Source organism: Thermospira aquatica (genome assembly GCF_023525255.1).
Taxonomy (GTDB): Bacteria; Spirochaetota; Brevinematia; order Brevinematales; family Thermospiraceae; genus Thermospira; species Thermospira aquatica.
Genome location: NZ_CP073355.1, coordinates 410203 through 430540, shown reverse-complemented (window position 1 = coordinate 430540; position 20338 = coordinate 410203). Strand labels below are relative to the sequence as shown.

At 39.2% G+C, this 20338-nt stretch carries 21 protein-coding genes; all 21 read left to right on the top strand.

Translation table 11 applies throughout. The features are described 5' to 3' along the window. Positions 1-27: 27 nt before the first annotated feature. The 21 genes from KDW03_RS02120 (at position 28) to KDW03_RS02020 (ending at position 20336) form a co-directional block, all read left to right on the top strand. Positions 28-585 carry a hypothetical protein gene (locus tag KDW03_RS02120; RefSeq protein WP_271435755.1) on the top strand — a complete coding sequence of 186 codons (558 nt, stop codon included), beginning with the start codon at positions 28-30 and terminating at the stop codon, positions 583-585. A gap of 110 nt (positions 586-695) precedes the next feature. Continuing rightward, positions 696-1202, top strand: coding sequence for a hypothetical protein (locus KDW03_RS02115; RefSeq protein ID WP_271435754.1), 507 nt, complete (start codon positions 696-698; stop codon positions 1200-1202). Between the two features lie 12 nt (positions 1203-1214). Beyond that, a complete protein-coding gene (locus tag KDW03_RS02110; RefSeq protein ID WP_271435753.1) occupies positions 1215-1472 on the top strand; it encodes a hypothetical protein in 258 nt (85 codons plus the stop codon). Positions 1473-2395: 923 nt separating this feature from the next. Then, a complete protein-coding gene (locus tag KDW03_RS02105) occupies positions 2396-2716 on the top strand; it encodes a hypothetical protein (protein ID WP_271435752.1) in 321 nt (106 codons plus the stop codon). Positions 2717-3416: 700 nt separating this feature from the next. Next, positions 3417-3944, top strand: a complete 528-nt coding sequence (locus KDW03_RS02100; RefSeq protein ID WP_271435751.1) for a hypothetical protein — start codon at positions 3417-3419, stop codon at positions 3942-3944. 11 nt (positions 3945-3955) lie between these two features. Further along, positions 3956-4243 carry a hypothetical protein gene (locus KDW03_RS02095; RefSeq protein ID WP_271435750.1) on the top strand — a complete coding sequence of 96 codons (288 nt, stop codon included), beginning with the start codon at positions 3956-3958 and terminating at the stop codon, positions 4241-4243. A gap of 33 nt (positions 4244-4276) precedes the next feature. Then, the gene (locus tag KDW03_RS02090; RefSeq protein ID WP_271435749.1) at positions 4277-4558 is read left to right on the top strand and encodes a hypothetical protein; all 282 of its coding nucleotides are present in this window, start codon (positions 4277-4279) and stop codon (positions 4556-4558) included. A gap of 15 nt (positions 4559-4573) precedes the next feature. Next, positions 4574-5443, top strand: a complete 870-nt coding sequence (locus KDW03_RS02085; protein ID WP_271435748.1) for a hypothetical protein — start codon at positions 4574-4576, stop codon at positions 5441-5443. Further along, positions 5443-5736, top strand: coding sequence for a DUF3467 domain-containing protein (locus KDW03_RS02080; protein ID WP_271435747.1), 294 nt, complete (start codon positions 5443-5445; stop codon positions 5734-5736). Before KDW03_RS02085 ends, KDW03_RS02080 begins: the two co-directional genes overlap by 1 nt. Positions 5737-7046: 1310 nt before the next feature. Further along, positions 7047-7259: a hypothetical protein gene (locus tag KDW03_RS02075; RefSeq protein ID WP_271435746.1), complete on the top strand. Its 213-nt coding sequence runs from the start codon at positions 7047-7049 to the stop codon at positions 7257-7259. Positions 7260-7641: 382 nt separating this feature from the next. Beyond that, a complete protein-coding gene (locus KDW03_RS02070; protein WP_271435745.1) occupies positions 7642-8565 on the top strand; it encodes an SH3 domain-containing protein in 924 nt (307 codons plus the stop codon). A gap of 303 nt (positions 8566-8868) precedes the next feature. Next, entirely contained in the window at positions 8869-10686 is a 1818-nt protein-coding gene (locus KDW03_RS02065) for a hypothetical protein (RefSeq protein ID WP_271435744.1), read from the top strand. Beyond that, entirely contained in the window at positions 10683-11552 is an 870-nt protein-coding gene (locus tag KDW03_RS02060) for a hypothetical protein (RefSeq protein ID WP_271435743.1), read from the top strand. Before KDW03_RS02065 ends, KDW03_RS02060 begins: the two co-directional genes overlap by 4 nt. Before the next feature lie 117 nt (positions 11553-11669). Then, the gene (locus KDW03_RS02055; protein WP_271435742.1) at positions 11670-12320 is read left to right on the top strand and encodes a hypothetical protein; all 651 of its coding nucleotides are present in this window, start codon (positions 11670-11672) and stop codon (positions 12318-12320) included. A 29-nt stretch (positions 12321-12349) separates the two neighbouring features. After that, positions 12350-13123: a hypothetical protein gene (locus KDW03_RS02050; RefSeq protein ID WP_271435741.1), complete on the top strand. Its 774-nt coding sequence runs from the start codon at positions 12350-12352 to the stop codon at positions 13121-13123. 120 nt (positions 13124-13243) lie between these two features. Next, positions 13244-15793: a hypothetical protein gene (locus tag KDW03_RS02045; RefSeq protein WP_271435740.1), complete on the top strand. Its 2550-nt coding sequence runs from the start codon at positions 13244-13246 to the stop codon at positions 15791-15793. Between the two features lie 24 nt (positions 15794-15817). Beyond that, the gene (locus KDW03_RS02040; RefSeq protein WP_271435739.1) at positions 15818-16528 is read left to right on the top strand and encodes a hypothetical protein; all 711 of its coding nucleotides are present in this window, start codon (positions 15818-15820) and stop codon (positions 16526-16528) included. Between the two features lie 209 nt (positions 16529-16737). Continuing rightward, positions 16738-17844, top strand: coding sequence for a ParB/RepB/Spo0J family partition protein (locus tag KDW03_RS02035; RefSeq protein ID WP_271435738.1), 1107 nt, complete (start codon positions 16738-16740; stop codon positions 17842-17844). A gap of 19 nt (positions 17845-17863) precedes the next feature. After that, the gene (locus KDW03_RS02030) at positions 17864-18373 is read left to right on the top strand and encodes a hypothetical protein (RefSeq protein WP_271435737.1); all 510 of its coding nucleotides are present in this window, start codon (positions 17864-17866) and stop codon (positions 18371-18373) included. Between the two features lie 227 nt (positions 18374-18600). Further along, positions 18601-19392 carry a hypothetical protein gene (locus KDW03_RS02025; protein ID WP_271435736.1) on the top strand — a complete coding sequence of 264 codons (792 nt, stop codon included), beginning with the start codon at positions 18601-18603 and terminating at the stop codon, positions 19390-19392. 119 nt (positions 19393-19511) lie between these two features. Further along, entirely contained in the window at positions 19512-20336 is an 825-nt protein-coding gene (locus tag KDW03_RS02020) for a penicillin-insensitive murein endopeptidase (protein ID WP_271435735.1), read from the top strand. Positions 20337-20338: the final 2 nt, after the last annotated feature.

Genomic DNA, 20338 nt, shown 5'->3' with positions numbered 1-20338 from the left:
TAAAATATATAAAAAATGGAGGAAAAGATGAAGAGATGTATCGCATGGGTAAGTATGGTGTTGTTTGTGTTGGTGACGATGGGGTGTAAGGAGAGCCTGACACGGGAGACCTTTTTGAAACAAGAGGCTGGTGGTCCCTGGGGCTATCTTTATGGGACGCGTGAGCTTATCAGGGAAAACACCTCGTTTAACCTGATGATGAATCTCCAGATTTTACCGCTGTCAGCAAACGGTGAAAAGCCTTTTTCGATAGGAGCTACATCGTCGACCAAGGGGTACTATTTCTATCGGGTGAAACCAGGGACGTACGCTATCGAGGAATGGGGTGTGAGTGGGGGAGATAGCGGGGCTCGGTCTTTCCCTGTTGGTTACGAGTTTGAGGTGAAGGAGAATACGATCACCTATCTTGGCTATGTTCGATTTCATCAAAGTGGTTATACCAAGGATGATTCTTACTGGATAACCTACGACATCGTTTCGACTGACACGATGAAAGAGGATCTGGATATGTTGTATCGGGATATTCCCGAGGCAAAGGATCTCAAGGTGGTAAACGCAGCCTGGAAGTTTAAACTCGAAGATTAAATACCATTCCCCTCTCCCTGGAAATATCCGGGGAGAGGGAGAAAATTTTAGAAAAGGATGGGGAAATGAAGAAAGGGGTTTGGGTATTGTGTTTTTTAGTAGTAGGTTGTGTGGCAAGGACTGCTGTGATAGTTCCAGAGCAGCGAGGGAGATTAGGCTTTAGCCATTATGCCATTCGAACCGTATTGGGAACTCAGAGAGGTCCTGTGGATTGGGAGAGGGCTGGAGAAGAGGCATTTGGAGTGGCAACCATTGGTATTGGGGCTGTAAAAGGCACGAAGGTAGTTTCGGGTGGGAAGTCTATTACGAGGGTAGTTAAAGCCGCATCGACGGAGGGTAAATCAGTTATTGGGCCAAGAAGTACATATAGAGAATTTGCAAAGAATATAGGGGCAGAATTTTTAGATGTAACAGATGAAGCTTGGACATGGGCTAAAAATGAGAGGCATCTTCAGGAAATAGTAAAGCGTGGAGATGAAGTGATTTTTGCAGGTAAGTATGATCCTAGTTTACTAGACCCAAGTTCTGTATTGGCGAAAGAAATATATTATTTGGAAAGTCATGGGTATAGGTGGACATCTGATTTTACTAAAATGGTAAAACAATTACATAAATGAGGTTATTGGTATATGAAACAAAAAATCCCTCATATCACTAAATCTGATATTATAAGAATTATAAAGAGAGAATTTAAGGATTACGATATTGAATGCATACTTAGTATCTTAGAAGGGTATAATTCAGAATCGGAAAGAGGCAAATATCGCTTATATGCTAGTATTTTAAAACTGGCAAATGGAAATATAGATTTACTAAAGAAATATGTTAATGAGGCTAATAATGATTACAGAAATATTATTTCATTAGCAGAATATAGAAAAATATAATTTCAGGGAAGACAAAAGCGGATTTGAAAAAGAAAAAGGGGAATAAGTATGAGATGATTGGAAACAATATCAAGAGTGGTTTAAAAAGAAGGGGTAAATGGGTAAGTGATTAAGATTTGAGGGGAAGAGTAGGTAAGAATAATAGACAAAGGAGAAGGAAGAATCTACAAGTAACAAAAGAATAAATTGGAATTAAAAAAGAAAAAATACTTTAAGAATAACATTGAAAAAATAAGAAAAGGGGAATAATATAGGCAAAAAATAGAGAGACTTTGATTTTGATGAAAGAACAATTTTAAGCACGGAACCTTATACTGTTTTATACGAATCTAATATTAGCATCGAAGAAACAAATGATAAACGGATTATCAATATTTTATTAACTCCTAATTGTAAAGAAATTTGTTTTGTTGGTGAGTTTTCAGAGTTAGCTCATGATTATACTGATGACCTTATAATTGAAAAGGAGTTATGGGATATTGTAACAACCTGGTTTAAAGAAGAGAGTATAACTGAAGTAAGTGAATACTTCATATTTTTGTCTGGCAGCAAACCTGATCTTTTATATGCAATATTTGATGATAATTCTAAGTTGCTTAGCAAGATTGAAAGTGAGTTGATAACATATTTATCAAAATAAGACCATATAAACCTTTTGCTGGTAAATAACCCGCGGCGCTAAGTTGGAAAAAGCAAGTTTGTTGATGGTTTTGATATCAAGAAGGGTATTGATACGGCATTGAAAAGTGCTGATTCATTGGTATTACCGAATACTCTTGGTAGAAGTGGCTATATATTTGAGAAAACTTTTGATAGTGTCATAGGCATTGACGGGAAGGGAAGTCCTCTGAAAACGATGAGGGTTGTAATAGATGAAAATGGTAATGTTATAACAGCATTTCTAAAGTAGGAGGATAGGGAAAATGGGAATAAATTTATACGTAGCGAATGACTTAAATGAGGCTGCAAAATCAAAGGAGTATATTGAAATTACAGAAGAGATATTTAACTATCTTGTGAAGAACAAGAATAATTTTCCAGAAGCAATAAACCTAATTACTGAACTAGATCCTTATAATGATAAAATATATTCAGAGCAGGAAATTAAGGATTTACTTGGTCTTACTTTAGAATTTAAAGCGATTGATAAAGGTAATGAAATAGGAAAATTTATGTTAGAGTTAAAAAAACTATGTGAATCAGCGTTATCGCAAGGAAAGTTAATAATAGCAGTTGGTGATTAAATCAAAGCCCTGTAGAATAAAACTAAGGGGCTTTTGTTGGCTACTTAGTGAGCAGACAATTTGAAAGTCCATAGGCTAAAGAAAGCTTCTTTCCTCTTTTCTTTAGTCTTGAAGGTTAAAAAGAGGAAAACAAAGCTTCTTGGAGGGTACACTTCCTTCGCATATTGAGGGCTTTTTTCAAGTTGACTACCGAAGCCCTACGCTTGTTATATAATACAATGGATGGTCAAAACGGTGAGCAGGCGTTCTCCGCACGGAGGGGGAGTAGAGTTGACAACATTACAGATAATTTAGGAAAGGGGGTTGAAAAAGATGCTCAAATATATTACAATAAAAGTGGTGATATGAATCTGAGAAGGCAGACAATATAGGAGTACGGTTTAATGTTGAAAATCTGCATGGAGATAAAGCGTATATTCATTTTGAAAAAATGGGAAGTGGAAAAATGTTACAGATGTTCATAGAATTTACCCAGAATATTAACATAAGGAGAATGTTTATGAAATATAGAAAGTTAATAATTAATTTTAATGGGATGGTATTTGTTATCGAAGAAGACAAGCCGGAATAGGCTTCAATTTATATGTTTATTTAAGGAGAGGAAATGTGTTAAAAATTATTTAGAACCCACCTTATTAATTGCTAAGGAATTAGCTTTAGAAGAGTTTGGGGTACCTTGAGAAAGTTGGAGAAAAGAATCATGATTAAAAGGCCTAAGGAGCTTGAATATAGCTATGAGCATGGTCTACCAGCTGCCATTCGATACGTGTGGGGAACTCAGAGAGGTGGTGTGGATTGGGAGAGGGCTGGAGAAGAGGTATTTGTATTGGCAACGATTGGTATTGGTGTTGTAAAGAGCATGAAGGTAGTCTCGGGGGTGAAGTCTCCTACGAGGTTAGTTAAAACAGCATCGACAGTTGGTAAAGTGGCTACAAGAGATGAAATTATTTTCATGTTAAAATTACGTCCTAACTTAATTGTTGAAGAAGCATCGGGGGATATGCTTACATATCTTAATTATCAAGGTGCACGAGCCTCTCATATACTGATGGAAAATGGAAAATCAGTAATTACTTACACAAAAGATGCTACCAAATGGGATATTATGCACGAATATATGCATTATATGTTCCAGAACAAGTGGAAAAATCCAAGGATAGGAGAAGATACTATAATTGAATCTTTCTTAAATAGGCATCAGAAGTTGTTTAATATAACTCCAAAGTAGAAGGGGAAGAGATGAAAAGATTAAGAATTGATAGTTTATTTATAATTAGGGAAAAGAATCAAGTGCTTGCTAATTATAGTTTCAATGAGAAAATAGAGTTGGGTCAGTATATTCTGGAAGTTGACAAAAGAACATTTAGTATTAAAATTGTTGGTTTTGGTACAGCGAGAAAAAAAGAAGGGATTGACCAAAAGTATTTAGTATTAACGATGGAAAGAGAACAATTTAATTTATTATTAGAAAAAGGGTTGCTGATAGAAGGTGATATTTTTATTTTACCAACAAAGCCGTGTAGGTAAAAGCTTAAAATGGCTTGGCAGAAGTGTTGGAAAGTGGAAAGTAAAGATGGCAAACTGGAGGTTACAGATGGGATACGTGTTGGATACTCTTTGAATCCTGAAACGATGAAAAGAACTGGGATAGTGGTAGGAACCGTTGGGGCAGGAGTATTGTTGGTAGGAGCAGGTGTAGCTATGTCTGGGAGTGGTGTACTGGCAAAGCCTGGTGTTGCATGTACCTATGCTGGCGTACTTATGATAGGGGGTGGGATAGTGAGTTATCGGGATTATTTGCAAAATGGCTACAAATATGGTCTCTACGATCTTAGTCAATAGGGAGGAAAAGAGACTATGCGATGGGAGACGAGACAAAAACTCAGAAAAGCAGGGAAGTGTGTAGTAACAACGTTAAAGGTATTCTTTCTTTTAATAGTGATAATAGTGGTCTATGAGTTTCTCCCTCTTGTTTATGGTGCTTTTACGATAGGTTCAAGATTTTATAGATACGGAACCTATGATGGGAAAATAGGGCAAATGGAAGAGGCAGTATTGAGGGAGGTGGGGATAGATTTCGATAGGGTCACTAATTTTACCAAAGTTTTTAGTGGAGCTGCGCTAAAAGGTGGGTATTATGCCCTTCTCTTACATGACCCTCAAAGAGAGGGGTTTGTAGAGTGGTTGTGCTTTCCGAGGAGTTTTCATCCTGATATTCTCATGACGGAGATAGGAGATGCCGGCAAAGGGTTAGCTTTTGCTTTTTCTCGTACTGTTAAAAGTGATTGGGGGAGCTATTTTGTAGAAAGGAATCCTTCCATTTATCCTGTTAAGGCGAGGAAATTAGATGTAGGTTTTTCGGAGGCGGTGGTGATAGAGGATTGGACAAGGGAGGGGAAGCACTACCGTATGAGGTTTGTGTATGGGAAAATGGATGAGTTTATTATAAGCGGAGGCAAACTCGCCCTTATCCAAAACGGGAATTTTTCCCTCCCCTCTCTTATGCGCTTTCTTGAACAACTTTATAAGGAGTATGAGCTGATGAGGTTTGCGTTTTTTAACGCCTCTTCTCCGAAAGAGATAGAGATAGCGATTATCCAGCTGAAAGAAAGGCCGGAGGATCTGTACTTAGTTTACACCTATGAGCCTGTGAATGGGACCAACCATTCGGTGATACGACGGTTTTTGAAGGCGTATTTTGATATTTCGATGGATGGAGGAGAGTGATGAGAAGAAAATCGGGAGAGGAAGTGGAGAGGGTAGTGTTTGCTTCCTCGGTAGTTGGACTTGCCTATGCGAATGTGGTGTTTTTCCATAGCAGTAGTGAGGAGTTTTTGTTTGACTTTGGGAACATAACGCCGGGGAAGGAGGGGATAGAGATATTTAGTCGTATTGCATTAAGTCCGAGGAATGCGAAGTTATTTATGATGGGGCTTATGGAAAGAGTGAAGAAGTATGAAGAGCAGTTTGGGGAGATACATCTGCCACCCCAGGTGGTGCGGAAGGAAGGGGAAGGGTAGGGACTTTTTGGGGTATCCCGGGGGGAGAGAAAAATGCTCTTCCTTTGTTGCAGTTTTGGTCTGAAGTTTTTACTGCGGTAAGGGAATAGCAGGGGAGAATTTTTCACTGCGATAGGGTAAGAGCCTACCCATTCCCCTATTTCTCCTGCGACACGGTAAGAGCTATCAAAATCCAGTCATTCACTGTAACAAAGAAATAGCTATGAAAACCCACATATTCGCTGCAACATGGTAATAGCCCGCATGACAGACACACTGTAACAAGGGAAGAGCATGGCAGTCTTTTTAACTGCGATAAGGGAATAGCCATCACACTGGTGATTTTTAACTGCAACAAGGTAAGAGCTAGAGTTTTTTGTACTGCAACAAGGTAATAGCTAGAATTTTTCCCGTAACAAGGAAAAACGAGCGATCCTGTACTTTTTACTGCGACATGGGAAGAGTACCGGAAGCGTTTTTAGCTGTGACAGAGAAAGAGGGCAAGGATATTTTTGTTGTGGCTGTGATAAAGGAAGATCTTTTTTCTTTGTTGAACTTTTCGGGTGCCCCTTCATCTTAGACTGTGATAAGGGAATAGCAAGTTTTGAGGAGGATAAGCAAAATCCGGGGAGATGGTGACTCTGGAATTTTCAACATGAGCTATTACTTTTTTGCAGTGTGAGCGCGGAGTGTAAAACTGTGATAGGGTAAGAGCTTCTCCCTCGATTGCCACTGCAACAAGGGAAGGGCTTTCACGGTGTACGTTTTGACTGCAATATGGGAAGAGCAAAAAGACTCCTCTTCATCCACCACTGCAATAGTGAAAAAGCTTTTAAGTCTTGAACTCCAAACTGCAACATGGTAATAGCAAAAGATTTTTTTTCTCCTGCAACACGGGAAGAGCTCTTAATTCCCTCCAGTTCACTGCAACAAGGTAATAGCCAGAGGTTCCTCTTCCGACTGCGACAGGGTAATAGCTAAAAAATTTCCTGCTTCTCAACTGCAATAAAGAAAGAGCTACCGGGGAAAGACCAACTGCGATAAGGGAATAAATTTTCTCGTTTTGACTGTGAAAAGGTAAGAGCATTGCTGTTTTCCACTGCAACAAGGGAATAACTTTCGGGTTTCACGCATTAACTGCAATATGGTAATAGCTGGAGTTTTTTGTACTGCGATAAGGTAATAGCAACAAGCGTCCCTTCTTACACTGCAACAAGGAAACAGCAAAAATTGTGACAAATGCCCATTGACAAAAATTTCAACTGGTGGTATAATACGTTCGAGAAAGTCATAAGACAAAGCTACAATATAAAAAAAACGAGGAGGTCTCTATGATGTGGAAAGAGTATGAAGAAGCCTTGAAGAAGGGTGTGAGAAAGTTTGCAGTAGCTGGAGGTGTGGTGTATGGGCTTATGGTAAGACCACGAGGGAGTAAAGAGTGGGAAAAGACGCCGTATTTTAAAGACTTTAGTGGGACATTTCTGGAGGGTGTTATGCATGACGTAGGTTGGATGGGGATGGTTCTGGATAGAAGTAGTCAGTGAGGAGCGTGAATGTGGATAGTATTCAGGTATCAAGCCTGTGGAGGAATAGCACCACAAGCCCACATGGGTCGGGAAGAGGGATAGATATTGTAGCTGTAACAAGGGGTAATTTAACAGTAAGGTTTAATAATTCGACTGTAGGGCCACAATCACAAGCTGCGATGGCGTTAAGAAATGAAGTGTACAACAGTATGGTAAATGACCAAAGAGTAAGTCAGGCGCTGGATCCGTGGTGGGTGAAAAGTAAAATACCAGGTAACACATATAATCAACCAAATGTTTGGCAACAAGGATATCCAAACGGAAATTTGTCTAAAAAGAGGTATAATTTTATGTATAAACATAGACATCATCTACACTTAACTATTAGGAGGTAATTTAAATGCGCTCTTTATTATTCATACTGGTAATATGTGTCATTTCTAATGGTGTTTATTCAATTGAAATAAAACCTTTTGGAAGTAATTCGGTTTATGTTATAGATAGAGAAGTGGAATTATTTGAACAGCCAAGTGCTAACTCAATGAAACTAATGCAGTTACCTTATCTTCAATGTGTTAATATTTTAGGTAAGACGAATATTATAATGGCAAGTAATTCAAATGTTACTGAGTGGTTCTATATTGATTCTGGAATGAGTAGTAATCAGGAGATGGTTCTAACTGATAATGGTTGGAAAGTTTTAACAATCCAAGGTTGGACTGAGAGAAGGCATTTAGCTGGTAAGAACGATTTTAAACCGGTAAAAAAGATACAGGAAATGTTCATAGAAGCCTTTGATGAAGAAGGAGGAGTTGTTTATTATCGGATATACTCAAATGGTACCTATAGGATAATAACTAAAAATCTTGTATACAATGTTGATAATAAAAGTTTGAAAGGGAAAATTTATAAATTCAAAAATATAATCATGTTAGGTAATAATGTTGATATATTCTATTACGATGAAAAAGGTAAACTACGAGTTCCATTTGCTTATAGTACAAAGGTAATAACCGACAAGAATAAATTTCCGAAATGGGCGGAGTATGAGAATCCGGTACAGCGTGAGGGATACTACTATATATATGGTGACGATGTTAATCTTCTTGAAAAGCCGGATACTAATTCAGCAGTGATAATTCAATTAAAGAGAGGGACAAGGGTAAAGATAAGTGATTGGTTAGTTGTTGGGTATGAAATAGAAAATTCAGATGGTGTAAGAAGGAAGGGATACTGGCTTTATGTAGATACAGGGATAAAGGATAAAAAAGGAGATACAATAAAAGGCTGGGTAATGGATGTGTATTTAGAGGAGGAGTATTAAACTCCTCATCCACTTCTACGATAATTCTAAGCGATGGATTTATGAAATTGTTAACATAGTGCTTATGTGTAAGAACAAAGCCATAAAGCAACGAAGCATAAGAAGCATACTTTCACAGGCATTCCACTGAAGCAAGCGAGGCAGGAGGCCGAGCGACCTTGCCTGTTGATTTTATATCATCTATTTTACAAGAGCAAGGTTTTGCTGTATAATTTTTATAGTGATTAAGGTAGAGGCTGGTTCAGTACAGCTGCGGCATTTGGTATGCAGAAGATGACGGAAGGGTTTATAAGTGGAGGTTTGATGGCGTTTACGAAGTGCTATAGCATAAGTAATGGGCAATGGCAATGGGATTCATATGACTGGAATAATTTACTGAAAAGTACGACGATGGGATTTGCGAGTGGCTTTGTTGCCGGGTGGGTTGGAGGTGAACTTGGAGGGAGATACACGGATGGCAATTTATCATTTATAGACAGGATATCGAGCGAGGCGTTGACTAACAATGTATCACTATTTTATGAGATGAAGCTTAACAACTTTGCGAACACGATAGGGAGTATAGCAGGGGAAGCAGTGCATTATGCGTGGGGAGGGAATTTCAGGATAAGCCTTGCGAGTGATGTAGGGATAGGATTCACCCACGAGGGGCAGATAGTAAATGATACGAGCGGAGGGATTGGGCTTGTCAACCTTGTGGATGCGATAGGTAGTTTAAACTATGTAGGTTTTCAGTATAAGAATGTTCACGGAGGAGACGAGGGCTTATCGAGGATAAGCTATGTAAATATGGCAATGCTGAGTAGAGATAAAGCCGCTGCTGAAGTGGTGATGAAGGTAATCAATGGCGAAATGAATGTAACTTTTGACCTGGATGATGAAAATCACTATGGGCAGTCAGAAGGAAATACAATAAGGCTTAATAAAGACGCTTTAAAACTTGACGGCGGTTCAGCGGAAAAGATTGCTTTTTACGCCTCTGTTTTGGCAAGGGAAGGCTTCCTTGGAGGAACAGCTTTAGCGGGAAATGATAGATTAATCGCATATATTCGTGAACTTGGCGCAAGCGGAATGCAGACAAGAGTACTGGAAGGCATAAGAGAAAATGTCGGAATAGATTTGTATAAGAATGATAGCGAGTACTCGTCTGTATCTAAGCTGTTGGCTTACGCGGTCAGTTCGGGTGATTTAAGCGATTTTGAATGGGAAAGCGGGAGTGATTTGAAGATAAAATACACAAACGCAGAGGGAAAAGAAATTGATATTGAGTACATCAACCAGAAATATAATAAGTCTTATGGTATTAAAGGAGATGGTTCTAAAGGCGCGCTTGGCGGCGTAATGTGCAATGAGACCTCGCTTGCGATGGCGCTAGTAGAGATGGGCATCAATGTGAAGGACGTCTATAACGGCAAGAGCGGTGGAAAGCTTTCTTTGGTGAAGGGAGCGAAACGGGAGGACATGACTGCGGCGGATTACATAGAAATGGCACGGCAGAATATGTATAAGAATGACTATAGAGGCTCATTTGCCACATTATATAAGCTGGCTGTTTTAAGCGGAAAGGTTGAACCCTATGTTAAGGGCGGCAAGGATTTCTGGAGCTGGTTCTATAAAAATACCGATGATCCAGCTTTGAAAGATAAAGAAAAAGAGTATGATCTCAATAAAGTCATTGGTGAAATTCAGGGGATATACGGAACTAACAGTCATTCAATGGAATTAATTAAAACGCATTATAAGGAATTATGGAACTATATGGGTGATAAGGACAAAGTGCTTCTCTTGGGCAGCTTCCGACGGCTAAAGTGGGATGGAACGGTTCATTATATGGGGCATATTGTTAAATTACTGGAAGTAAGGGATGATGGAATAGTTGTTCAGGACCCGTTCGGTGAGTATGAGGAGCCGGACGCGGAGGGTTGGAAATACAATATCAACAGTAGAGACAAGGAATACGATAAGAAGGGAGTATATTTCTTGAACTGGGAGGCTGTACAGAAAATACAGTTAGGGAAGGCATACCTTTATATCAAAGAATACACTTTGAAAGAAAAATTGGAAGATTTCTGGAAAAAGATATCTAATTTCAGGGCAAAAGAAGGAGGTAAGAAAAAATGAAATACTTTATGATAATTATTTTGATACTTGGCTTAACATATTGCGGTAACTCTCAAAGAATGAAAGGTATATATTCAGAAGCTTTAAAAGAAAAAGCATCTGATGAAGTTGAATGGGCCGTTGTGAAGTGGCAAGAAAGAGGCGTATACTTTGGTAGTGATGATTCTCTTTTTACAGAGTATACCAATTGGATCTTAGGGAAAGGAGTTCCGTTTGGTCAAATTTCCTACGAAGAACTTAAAAATAATAAAATTTCAGCGGAAGGTGTTCGTTGCGCCTTTGATAAAGATGAAAATACGTGTTGGGTAAGTAAGGGAGGGAAAGGTGATTATGCTTTGTTTTACATCTGGCCATTTGGGCCATTTAAAAAGCATAAAGAGCATAAGATAGTAAGGGGTGACGGTGCTCCCTACCTCATGGAGATATGGACTGGCAACCCTTCGGACTTCAAAGGATATTCAAGGCCGAAAGTGATAACGCTGGAAATATATGAGACGGGGGTGTTCGAGGGCGTTCAGAGGAAAGTGATTCCGCAGAATACGAAAGACATCGATGATATTCTGCAGGGCGTTGTTTCTGCCACGTTATCCAACGGAAATTACTATGTGGCTGAGAATTTGAGTTATGTCACAAATCGCTCCCTCTTGCTGTACCGGAAGGATTTTACGCTGGAGGACAAACCGGGCTATCAGGCGGTGGAATTGGACTTCCCCAATCTGGCCAAGGTTTACGGTGAGGATGAGGAAGCCGTTGACGGGATAATAGGTCGCGGTGGAAAAATCGCAAGGATAGTAGTTAAGGAAGTATATCCCGATGCGAAGAGTAAGAACGTGTGTATAACGGAGATAAGGTTTGTGTATGAATAAATCAGCAGTACCAATTTGGAAGTAGTGAAGCTATAATTTAGAAGACAAAAAGCGGATTGAAAGGGAAACAGCGGGAGTAAGTATGAGGATGTAGCCATAGCTGGAGCGATGTTTGCGATGACGGGTAATCCGCATGGATTAGATATGAGCGGGAGGAGTTTTAAAAAAGACAATAGTGTTGGGATGAAAAATGAGTCCAGAACTACGAATGAGCAAAAGATGAAAAAAATATATGAGAGCCGACTCTATCTTAGCAAGGAGGTTAAAAGCCCTCTTGATCTTGCTGAATTTTTCCTTGTGGAAACCGTGAAGTGGATGTTTCCAAAGAAAGATGAGCCTGATTGGCGCCCAGATGAAGATGGGAAACTTACTTTAAGAGAAGCATTTTACTGGTTTAAAAACGGAAAAGGAGAGAAGTTGGAGGTAGATATTAAGAGTCTAAACTTGGACAGGGTAAAGCTATCTGACTTCAATAAAGAAGGAAAAGCCGAGATTCATTTGGAGTCGCATCCATGGTGGGGCCTTGACCAGGCATTGGTATATGGTACTATCACATTGGAACTTGTTGGTTCCAATCAATATAAAGTGAGGCCAGATAAGTACGATTTTGAGATGCATAATATTCTCAATGGAAAGGGATGGGATGAGATGATGAGAGTATTGATGAGGAATGTAGCAACCGCTGGTGCTTTGCTAATTCATACGCCGTTTTTTGGTGGGAAGTCTTACTATATTAACTTTAATGGTACCAATACTATAGGTGAGTAGAGGAATAGGAGGAACTTATGTTACGATTTGTGTTAGCATTTTTACTCTTCTTATTTGTAGTATTTTTGGTTGTAGATTATTTTAGATTTGAAAATGACCCTGTATGTAGAGCGCGAGAGGCAATCATGGAGGAGCTTTGGGATTTTCACGGTTATGAGATTTGTCCTGACTACTTTGAAGACCCTCCACGTTTTGTAGGGGAGAGCAATGGATATCTCATCTATGGAATGCCTTCTATAGAACCGTGGAAGGGTGCAGTGTGGGCTATGGTATATATCCCTAAAGAAAGGAAAAAGAAAATTGAAGTGGTATTTGAAGGTAAGGATAAATATGTTGACAGTCTGAGGGGAGAATGTGCATTCACTTACAGTCAATTATTATTATTACACCTTTTTGATTATAATTTTTTTACCTATACAGGTAGCTGGTGGGATTCTCTTTTGGGGAGAAAATATTATACACCATACAGAGATGTAGTTTTTGATGAAAAAACAAAAGAGAATTTGATTAATTTTGGTGCTATAAAACTTGCCTTACTATATAGCGGAAAAAATTTTCAAACTTTGAAAGAGCTTGTGCGGTCTGTTACAATATTTGTGACGAAAGAGGACATATTTGATCCTTACGGCAGGGAGTATTTTTATAAGGTTCAAGGGAGGTATGTAATTTTGGGTTCGAAGGGAGAGAATGGCAAGTGGGACTTTGATAGAGAGACACTGAATAAGGTTTTTAGTAATGCAGAGGAGAAGTTATTTTTTGTAAAAGGGGATGATATCATTGTGAAGATACTTCCTCGTGAATAAGCGAAAAGTTCTATTGATCTCGATACAAGTGGGCGTGATCTGAAGCTTCAAACTAATGGCGGCAAGATCACAGCCGTAGTAGAAAAATGGCAAAACACGCCTGAAGGTAAAAAGAACACAGTGGAGGGCATAGCCCGGACACTGGGTGTACCTGTCCAGGCTATCATAGAAGCCTTAAAGAGGAGTGGGCATTATAAAGGGAAGAGTGACAGCGAGATAGCGAAGAGCCTTAAGGTTGGCGAAACGCTTGTGTTGAAGAATGGTAAGGTAATGACAGAAGAGGAGGCGAAGGGGGTAGATTGGGCAGGGGTAGGAAAAACTGTAGGAAAGTTTTTAATCTTATCTACACCACAGGGGCAGATGACAGTAGGAACAATAGGATTAGTAAGGATGGGGTATGAATTGCTTAAAGGAAATGGAAAGACTCAGGATCTAGCTTCAAAGCTAGTCAGTACATTACTTAGAGATGTTGTAGGTAAGCCATATTATAAGGGCGGTGGGCAGATGGGGGTAAACATATTTGCCTCTGGGATTTCGTCGGGAACAGGAGCCCTTGGGGGAGCTGTTCAAGGAATGATAAGTGGAATGGGGGGAGCTGTTGCAGGGGCAGGGATACAGGGACTGGGGAATCTTGCCGTAAGTGGGCTTAAGGTTAATGATAAAGGGCAGGTTGATTGGTATATGAGCACTGAGGAGCTTGGGACCTGGGCATTAAGTAGTGTAGCAAATGTTGGGACGGCATATCTCAATATGGATTTAGGGATTGGTAAAGGCATAGGAGGCTGGACATACAATTTAATGGGAGGAGATAAGGGAGGCTGGTTCAGTACAGCTGCGGCATTTGGTATGCAGAAGATGACGGAAGGGTTTATAAGTGGAGGTTTGATGGCGTTTACGAAGTGCTATAGCATAAGTAATGGGCAATGGCAATGGCAATGGAATGCATATGACTGGGATAATCTACTGAAAAGTACGACGATGGGACTTGCAAGTGGCTTTGTTGGGGGGTGGGTTGGAGGCGAACTTGGAGGGAGATACACGGATGGCAATTTATCATTTATAGACAGGATATCGAGCGAGGCGTTGACTAACAATGTATCACTATTTTATGAGATGAAGCTTAACAACTTTGCTAACACTATAGGGAGTATAGCGGGAGAAGCAGTGCATTATGCGTGGGGAGGGAATTTCAGGATAAGCCTTGCGAGTGATGTAGGGATGGCATTCACGCACGATGGGCAGATAGTGAATAACACGAGCGGAGGTATTGGGCTTGTCAACCTTGTGGATGCGATAGGTAGTTTAAACTATGTAGGTTTTCAGTATAAGAATGTTCACGGAGGAGACGAGGGCTTATCGAGGATAAGTTATGTAAATATGGGATATTTAAGTGGGGATGATTTTGGTATGAAGACTTCTATGGATATCATTAATGGGAAGAAAAGTTTATTATTTGACCTTGAAGAGGAAGGGCATTATGGAGAGGCTGGGGAAGATACCATACATCTAAATAAGAAAGCAATTACGGAGAATACAGCAGAAGGTCTTCTATTTTATACTTCTACAGTAGTGAGGGAAGGTGTATTGATTGATTCTGGTCTTGTAGGGAAGGATAGGATGACAGCGTATGCGAGGGAGCTTGGAGCTACGGGGATACAGAAAATGGTACTGGATAATCTAGCAAGGAATTTTGGAGTAGATGTATATGATGGAAGCAGTGAGTATTCGAAGGTTGCAAATTTAATTGCCTATGCGACTGAGACAGGGGATTTAAGCTTGTTTAACTGGGAAAGTGGAAATGATTTATGGATTAAAGAGTTGGGGGTTGATATAAGGAATCAGAGGAATAATGTAAGTAGGGAAGGAAGAAGGAGGATTGGAGATGGAATGTGTAATCTTACAGCATTAACGATAGCACTTGTGAGTATGCCGAATAATAAGGACTTAAGGAAGGAGGTAAGCATAAATGATCCGGTTTGGTTCTTCAATGAGGAAAGACAAATAGAGGATGAACTTGAGGAGAGAAGGAGAGAGATGAGTTCATATTTGAAAATTAAGTATGGGGTAGATGGAAGGACATGGTATTCAACTCTTTTTGAACTTGCTCTAGCGAGTGGAAGTATTGAGCCGCCTGTGGATTATAAAGTCTATACAAATGGCTGCGCCCAGTGGTGGTATAAGGATGGAATGGAAGCTTTGCATAATTGGGGTGGTAAAAACAAGGGGAAGTCAACTGTTGATGATGTAAAAAAATTTTACCTCTATTTGAAAAATAAAATAATGAAGCCTGGTGATCAACTCATAGCGGGAGGAAGATTCAACTTTGTTTATGAAGATAATAATATGAAGAAGAGATTACAGCATATGGTATATATCAAGGAGATAACAGAGAATGGCTTAATAATAGTTGATCCATACGGAGGGTATATTAAGTATGCAATGCAGAACTATGGTAATTTCAAATATAACAATATAGAGGATAATTTGTACAGGAGGAATGATAAGATAAATGAGTTTACTCGAGAATTTACCTCGTACTATTTTCTGCCATGGGATAAGGTATATGAACATGAGGTAGGAAGAAGGGTATTTCTTTTACTGAGGCCAAATATGGATATAGCTGATAATTTTTCTCGTCAATTGTGGAAAAAGTGGTTTTTTGGGAAGTAAGTTCAGAAAGGAGGGAAAGGTAAGATGAAGATAAGGTTTATATTAGGGATAATGATAATATTAAATCTTACAACCTGTGGGGAGAGTAAGCTTAAGGTAGATGAACTTAAGATAGTAGAAACAAAAATAGTAAGCGAAAGTGAGCCTAATACGAAACCCAAAAAGGAGTTTTTGGATGGAATTATGCGAATGGCTATAAGCGTAGTTACTCTCAGGATACCCGCCGTTGATGCATACAATTCCTGGGAGATCACTCATGGAAAAGATATAATGGAGTTAGCTGATGAGGATCCAGCAACAGCCTGGATAAGTCGTGATGATGGTTTGACTGACTATCTGTGGTGTCGTATCTATCACTTGGCTGGTTATGATATAAAGCGGAAAGATCATTTACCATATGCGATAGATATATTACCGGGGTGGGCAAAGAGTAAGAAAACATATAAAGTATATAACAGGCCTAAAAGGATAAGATTAGAGTTATATCATATTCCTTTTCATTATGCTAAGAGTCTGGATGACGACAGCTATGTGTTGGAAGACGAGATTAGATTGATATATGTAGTTATTGCAGAGTTAACAGATGAGCTTGCATGGCAAAGAATAAGAATCAATATAGAAGACAGCGAAGAATATTTGGGAGAAAGAATGGCTGGTCGTTTAGTTATAGAGGATATTTATCCTGGTATAACCAATCATACAGCTATATCTATGATACGATTTGTTTATAAGTAGGAGGAAGAGGAATAAAAAGTGATACTATAGTACTGAAAAACTAACCTCTTCTTTTACAGTAGGAAGCGAAATTAGCAGACGACGCCCCCGATCTTCGGGCGAAGCTTGCGCATTATACAGCGACGACAATGCATGAAGGACTACACTTAGACCAGCACGAGTGGCTTGCGAAGAATGGATATGAGATGGACGATGTAACACTGGAGAGGATGGCGTATGAACAGAGTACGAAGACGCTTGGGTTGTTAAACCAGAGGTTTGGGTTAAGCGTTGGTGGGAGCAAGTATGAAGCTCCTGCCATTCTTGGTGAGATATTTGCCTCCACGGGGCTAGCTTTTGGGCTTGGTATAGATGGTAGAAGTGAGTGGGTCATTGATGAAGCCACGGTAGCGTACAATCCTGGTGTAGTTGAGACGATAAAAGATTGGAAAGAATACATGGGCTACTTTAACACAGTTGTTTCTTTAGATCCTCAGAGTGTCAAGAAGAGATTAGAAGCTAATGGCGTTTCACTTACAGATGAAGAGGCAGAGGAGATAGCAAATGCGTTTAATAATAGGGCATTTTTCGAGTCAAAGACTGGGGAAAAGAAAGATCTTGGAGAGTTTTTGGGTGGTGAGCTAAAGGAGCTTGGTCGAATGTATGAGAACCTTACGGAGAAGGATAGTGAGAGAGCCAGCGTAGCGGCTATGATGGCAGTGGTGGCTCCTGTGTTAGGTGAGGGTTTAGCGTTAGGGTGGAGTACGATAGCTACATATCTTCCTTCTGAGCTAGCCGCTGGGGTAGAGGTAGGTACTACGGTAGGAGGAACTGTTATCAGTGCATACTTAGCAGGGATCTCGGCACAAAAGGCCATTAGTACAATACGAGAGGGAGAATGGACAAGTGAGAAAATCTATGATACAATATGGTATACTGGAGAGACATTTTTCTTTACCACTTTGAGTGTGGTGGGTATTGCAAACTTTGCCACGACGATTAGTGGTGGTTGTGAACCGAGTAAAATTTTTGATGAAGAGATTGTTCCTACACCGGTTAACGTTGGATTCTTTGAGAAGTTGTTCAAAAGAAAAGCAAACATCAGTGAAATAACACCTAATTTACAAGACCCATTTAGGTATCCTGAAAATGTGAATTCAGAAGCTTTATCAAGATATAGAGATTATATTAGAATGCATGGAGGTTTAGATTTTGCTAATCCTATTTTTGTAAGAAAATTACCATCAGGTAAATATGAAATTTTGGATGGTCATCATAGATGGTGGGCTGCTCGACAGATGGGGTTAAAAAAAGTTCCGATTAAAATAATTAAATAATTTAAGGAGGAAAAGTGCAATGGGCGTGGAAAGTTATTTTGTTCACGCAAGGTTTGTTGGTACTCAGATAGTTCCCGCGGATGTCATTATGTTATTAAGAGCCAATGATTATACTGTTGATCATAGTATTAGTGACAACTTCTCTTCGTATACTATTAATGCTATTTTGAAATTACAATTTAACTTTGAGAATGAAGTTATTCAAGGGTTTTCCTTAGAGGGTTGTTTTGCGTGCTATGATGAAAGTTTGGAATTATGTTATCTAGTTTTGAGACTGGTTAATGAAAAGCTAGCTCCGATAGAAGTTGATAAACCTGTTTTTTTTGAATCAAAGAAGTTATTAGATAAAGAAGAATTTCTAAATAATATCAGAAACTTTTATTTGTACAAGGCAAATTATTTTTTTGATCTTTTTCATGGGATAAATTTTAGGTGCTTACCTGGTAAAGATTTTTATAAAGAGTACCAAAAAAGAACGTCTTTTTTATATAAGATTAGGAGTATATTCAAAAGGGATAAGAATAGTTAATATGACAATAGAACAACTGGAAGAAGGAGTGATAAATCAAAAGCTTGTCTGATTAATTCAGACTGGTACTTTGGAAGAGGATTTGGTGGGATGATGAGAGTATTGATGAGGAATGTAGCAACCGCTGCTGCTAGATTAATTCATACGCCGTTTTTTGGTGGAAAGTCTTACTATATTAAATTTGATGGTACCAACACCATAGGTGAGTAGAGGAATAGGAGGAAAGTATGCAACGATTTGTGTTAGGATTTCTACTCTTGTTATTGTTATTTGTGGTATTTTTGGTTGTAGATTATTTTAGATTTGAAAATGATCCTGTACGTAGAGCGCGAGAGGCAATCATGGATGAGCTTTGGGATTTTCACGGTTATGAGATTTGTCCTGACTACTTTGAAGACCCTCCTCGTTTTGTAGGAGATAGTAATGGATATCTCATCTATGGAATGCCTTCTATAGAACCGTGGTGGGGTGCAGTGTGGGCTATGGTATATATCCCTAAAGAAAGGAAAAAGAAAATTGAAGTGGTATTTGAAGGTAAGGATAAATATGTTGACAGTCTGAGGGGACCATGTAAATTTACTTACAGTCAATTATTATTATACCACCTTTTTTGGTATGGGTTTTTCACTTATAGAGGCACGTGGTGGGATAGACTTTGGGGAACAGGTTATTATATCCCGTATAGAGATGTAGTTTTTGATGAAAAAACAAAAGAGAATTTGATTAATTTTGGTGCTATAAAACTTGCCTTACTATATAGCGGAAAAAATTTTCAAACTTTGAAAGAGCTTGTGCGGTCTGTTACAATATTTGTGACGAAAGAGGACATATTTGATCCTTACGGCAGGGAGTATTTTTATAAGGTTCAAGGGAGGTATGTAATTTTGGGTTCGAAGGGAGAGAATGGCAAGTGGGATTTTGATAGAGAGACACTAAATAAGGTTTTTAGTAATACAGAGGAGAAGTTATTTTTTGTAAAAGGGGATGATATCATTGTGAAGATACTTCCTCGTGAATAAGCGAAAAGTTCTATTGATCTCGATACAAGTGGCGTGATCTGAAGCTTCAAACCAACGGCGGCAAGATCACAGCGATAGTAGAGAAATGGCAAAACACGCCTGAAGGTAAAAAGAACACTGTGGAGGGCATAGCCCGGGCACTTGGTGTACCTGTCAAGGACGTCATAGAAGCCCCAAAGCGGACTGGGAATTACAACGGCATGAGCGATAGCGAAATAAAAAAGGGCCTTAAGGTAGGTGAAAAGCTTGTGTTGAAGAATGGTAAGGTAATGACAGAAGAGGAGGCGAAGGGGGTAGATTGGGCAAGGGTAGGGAAAAGTATAGGAAACTTTTTCCTTTTACCACTAAAGAAAGGTTATGAATTTCTGAGTGGTCTTTTTGGGCCGAAGACCTCTGATTATTTTACGAAAGTGCCGATTACTAATGTACCTGAAGGTGGGAGTGCAGATATAAACAACAGATTAGACAAGGGCAAGGGCTGGGCACCTTATGGTGAGCAGAATGACGACAAATATGCTGCGCCACACTTTGCGGATTATCTTGCTCGTGTAATTTGGGGTTGGTATAGGAAATATCCTAACTATCCCATGTACATAAACGATATAAGCAGACCTGGAGGTGGAGAGTTTCCACCACATGTAACTCATAGAACGGGAGAAAGTGTAGACATTAAATTTTTTACCAAGGATGGGAAACTTCATCCGGAATATCCCAACTATTATAACAATCCGTACTATGATCGGAAGCTGACAGAAGAGTTTATTATTTTTGCTATTAAGAACGCCCCTCAAGGGTATGAAGTTTCAGAGATTTTTTTTAATGATATAATTATTGTTAATGATTTGGAAGGGAAATATACGAATTCTTCTGGAGAAAATATCTTAAGGCGAAGTAGTGGTCATGATAATCATATTCATCTTAAATATAGAAAGATCTCAAACTGATG

Bases quoted from the DNA above. Each gene is read 5' to 3' on its own strand.
- KDW03_RS02120 (WP_271435755.1), top strand. From the start codon at position 28: ATGAAGAGATGTATCGCATGGGTAAGTATGGTGTTGTTTGTGTTGGTG.
- KDW03_RS02110 (WP_271435753.1), top strand. From the start codon at position 1,215: ATGAAACAAAAAATCCCTCATATCACTAAATCTGATATTATAAGAATT.
- KDW03_RS02105 (WP_271435752.1), top strand. From the start codon at position 2,396: ATGGGAATAAATTTATACGTAGCGAATGACTTAAATGAGGCTGCAAAA.
- KDW03_RS02100 (WP_271435751.1), top strand. From the start codon at position 3,417: ATGATTAAAAGGCCTAAGGAGCTTGAATATAGCTATGAGCATGGTCTA.
- KDW03_RS02095 (WP_271435750.1), top strand. From the start codon at position 3,956: ATGAAAAGATTAAGAATTGATAGTTTATTTATAATTAGGGAAAAGAAT.
- KDW03_RS02085 (WP_271435748.1), top strand. From the start codon at position 4,574: ATGCGATGGGAGACGAGACAAAAACTCAGAAAAGCAGGGAAGTGTGTA.
- KDW03_RS02080 (WP_271435747.1), top strand. From the start codon at position 5,443: ATGAGAAGAAAATCGGGAGAGGAAGTGGAGAGGGTAGTGTTTGCTTCC.
- KDW03_RS02075 (WP_271435746.1), top strand. From the start codon at position 7,047: ATGATGTGGAAAGAGTATGAAGAAGCCTTGAAGAAGGGTGTGAGAAAG.
- KDW03_RS02070 (WP_271435745.1), top strand. From the start codon at position 7,642: ATGCGCTCTTTATTATTCATACTGGTAATATGTGTCATTTCTAATGGT.
- KDW03_RS02065 (WP_271435744.1), top strand. From the start codon at position 8,869: ATGGCGTTTACGAAGTGCTATAGCATAAGTAATGGGCAATGGCAATGG.
- KDW03_RS02060 (WP_271435743.1), top strand. From the start codon at position 10,683: ATGAAATACTTTATGATAATTATTTTGATACTTGGCTTAACATATTGC.
- KDW03_RS02055 (WP_271435742.1), top strand. From the start codon at position 11,670: ATGACGGGTAATCCGCATGGATTAGATATGAGCGGGAGGAGTTTTAAA.
- KDW03_RS02040 (WP_271435739.1), top strand. From the start codon at position 15,818: ATGAAGATAAGGTTTATATTAGGGATAATGATAATATTAAATCTTACA.
- KDW03_RS02035 (WP_271435738.1), top strand. From the start codon at position 16,738: ATGGCGTATGAACAGAGTACGAAGACGCTTGGGTTGTTAAACCAGAGG.
- KDW03_RS02030 (WP_271435737.1), top strand. From the start codon at position 17,864: ATGGGCGTGGAAAGTTATTTTGTTCACGCAAGGTTTGTTGGTACTCAG.
- KDW03_RS02025 (WP_271435736.1), top strand. From the start codon at position 18,601: ATGCAACGATTTGTGTTAGGATTTCTACTCTTGTTATTGTTATTTGTG.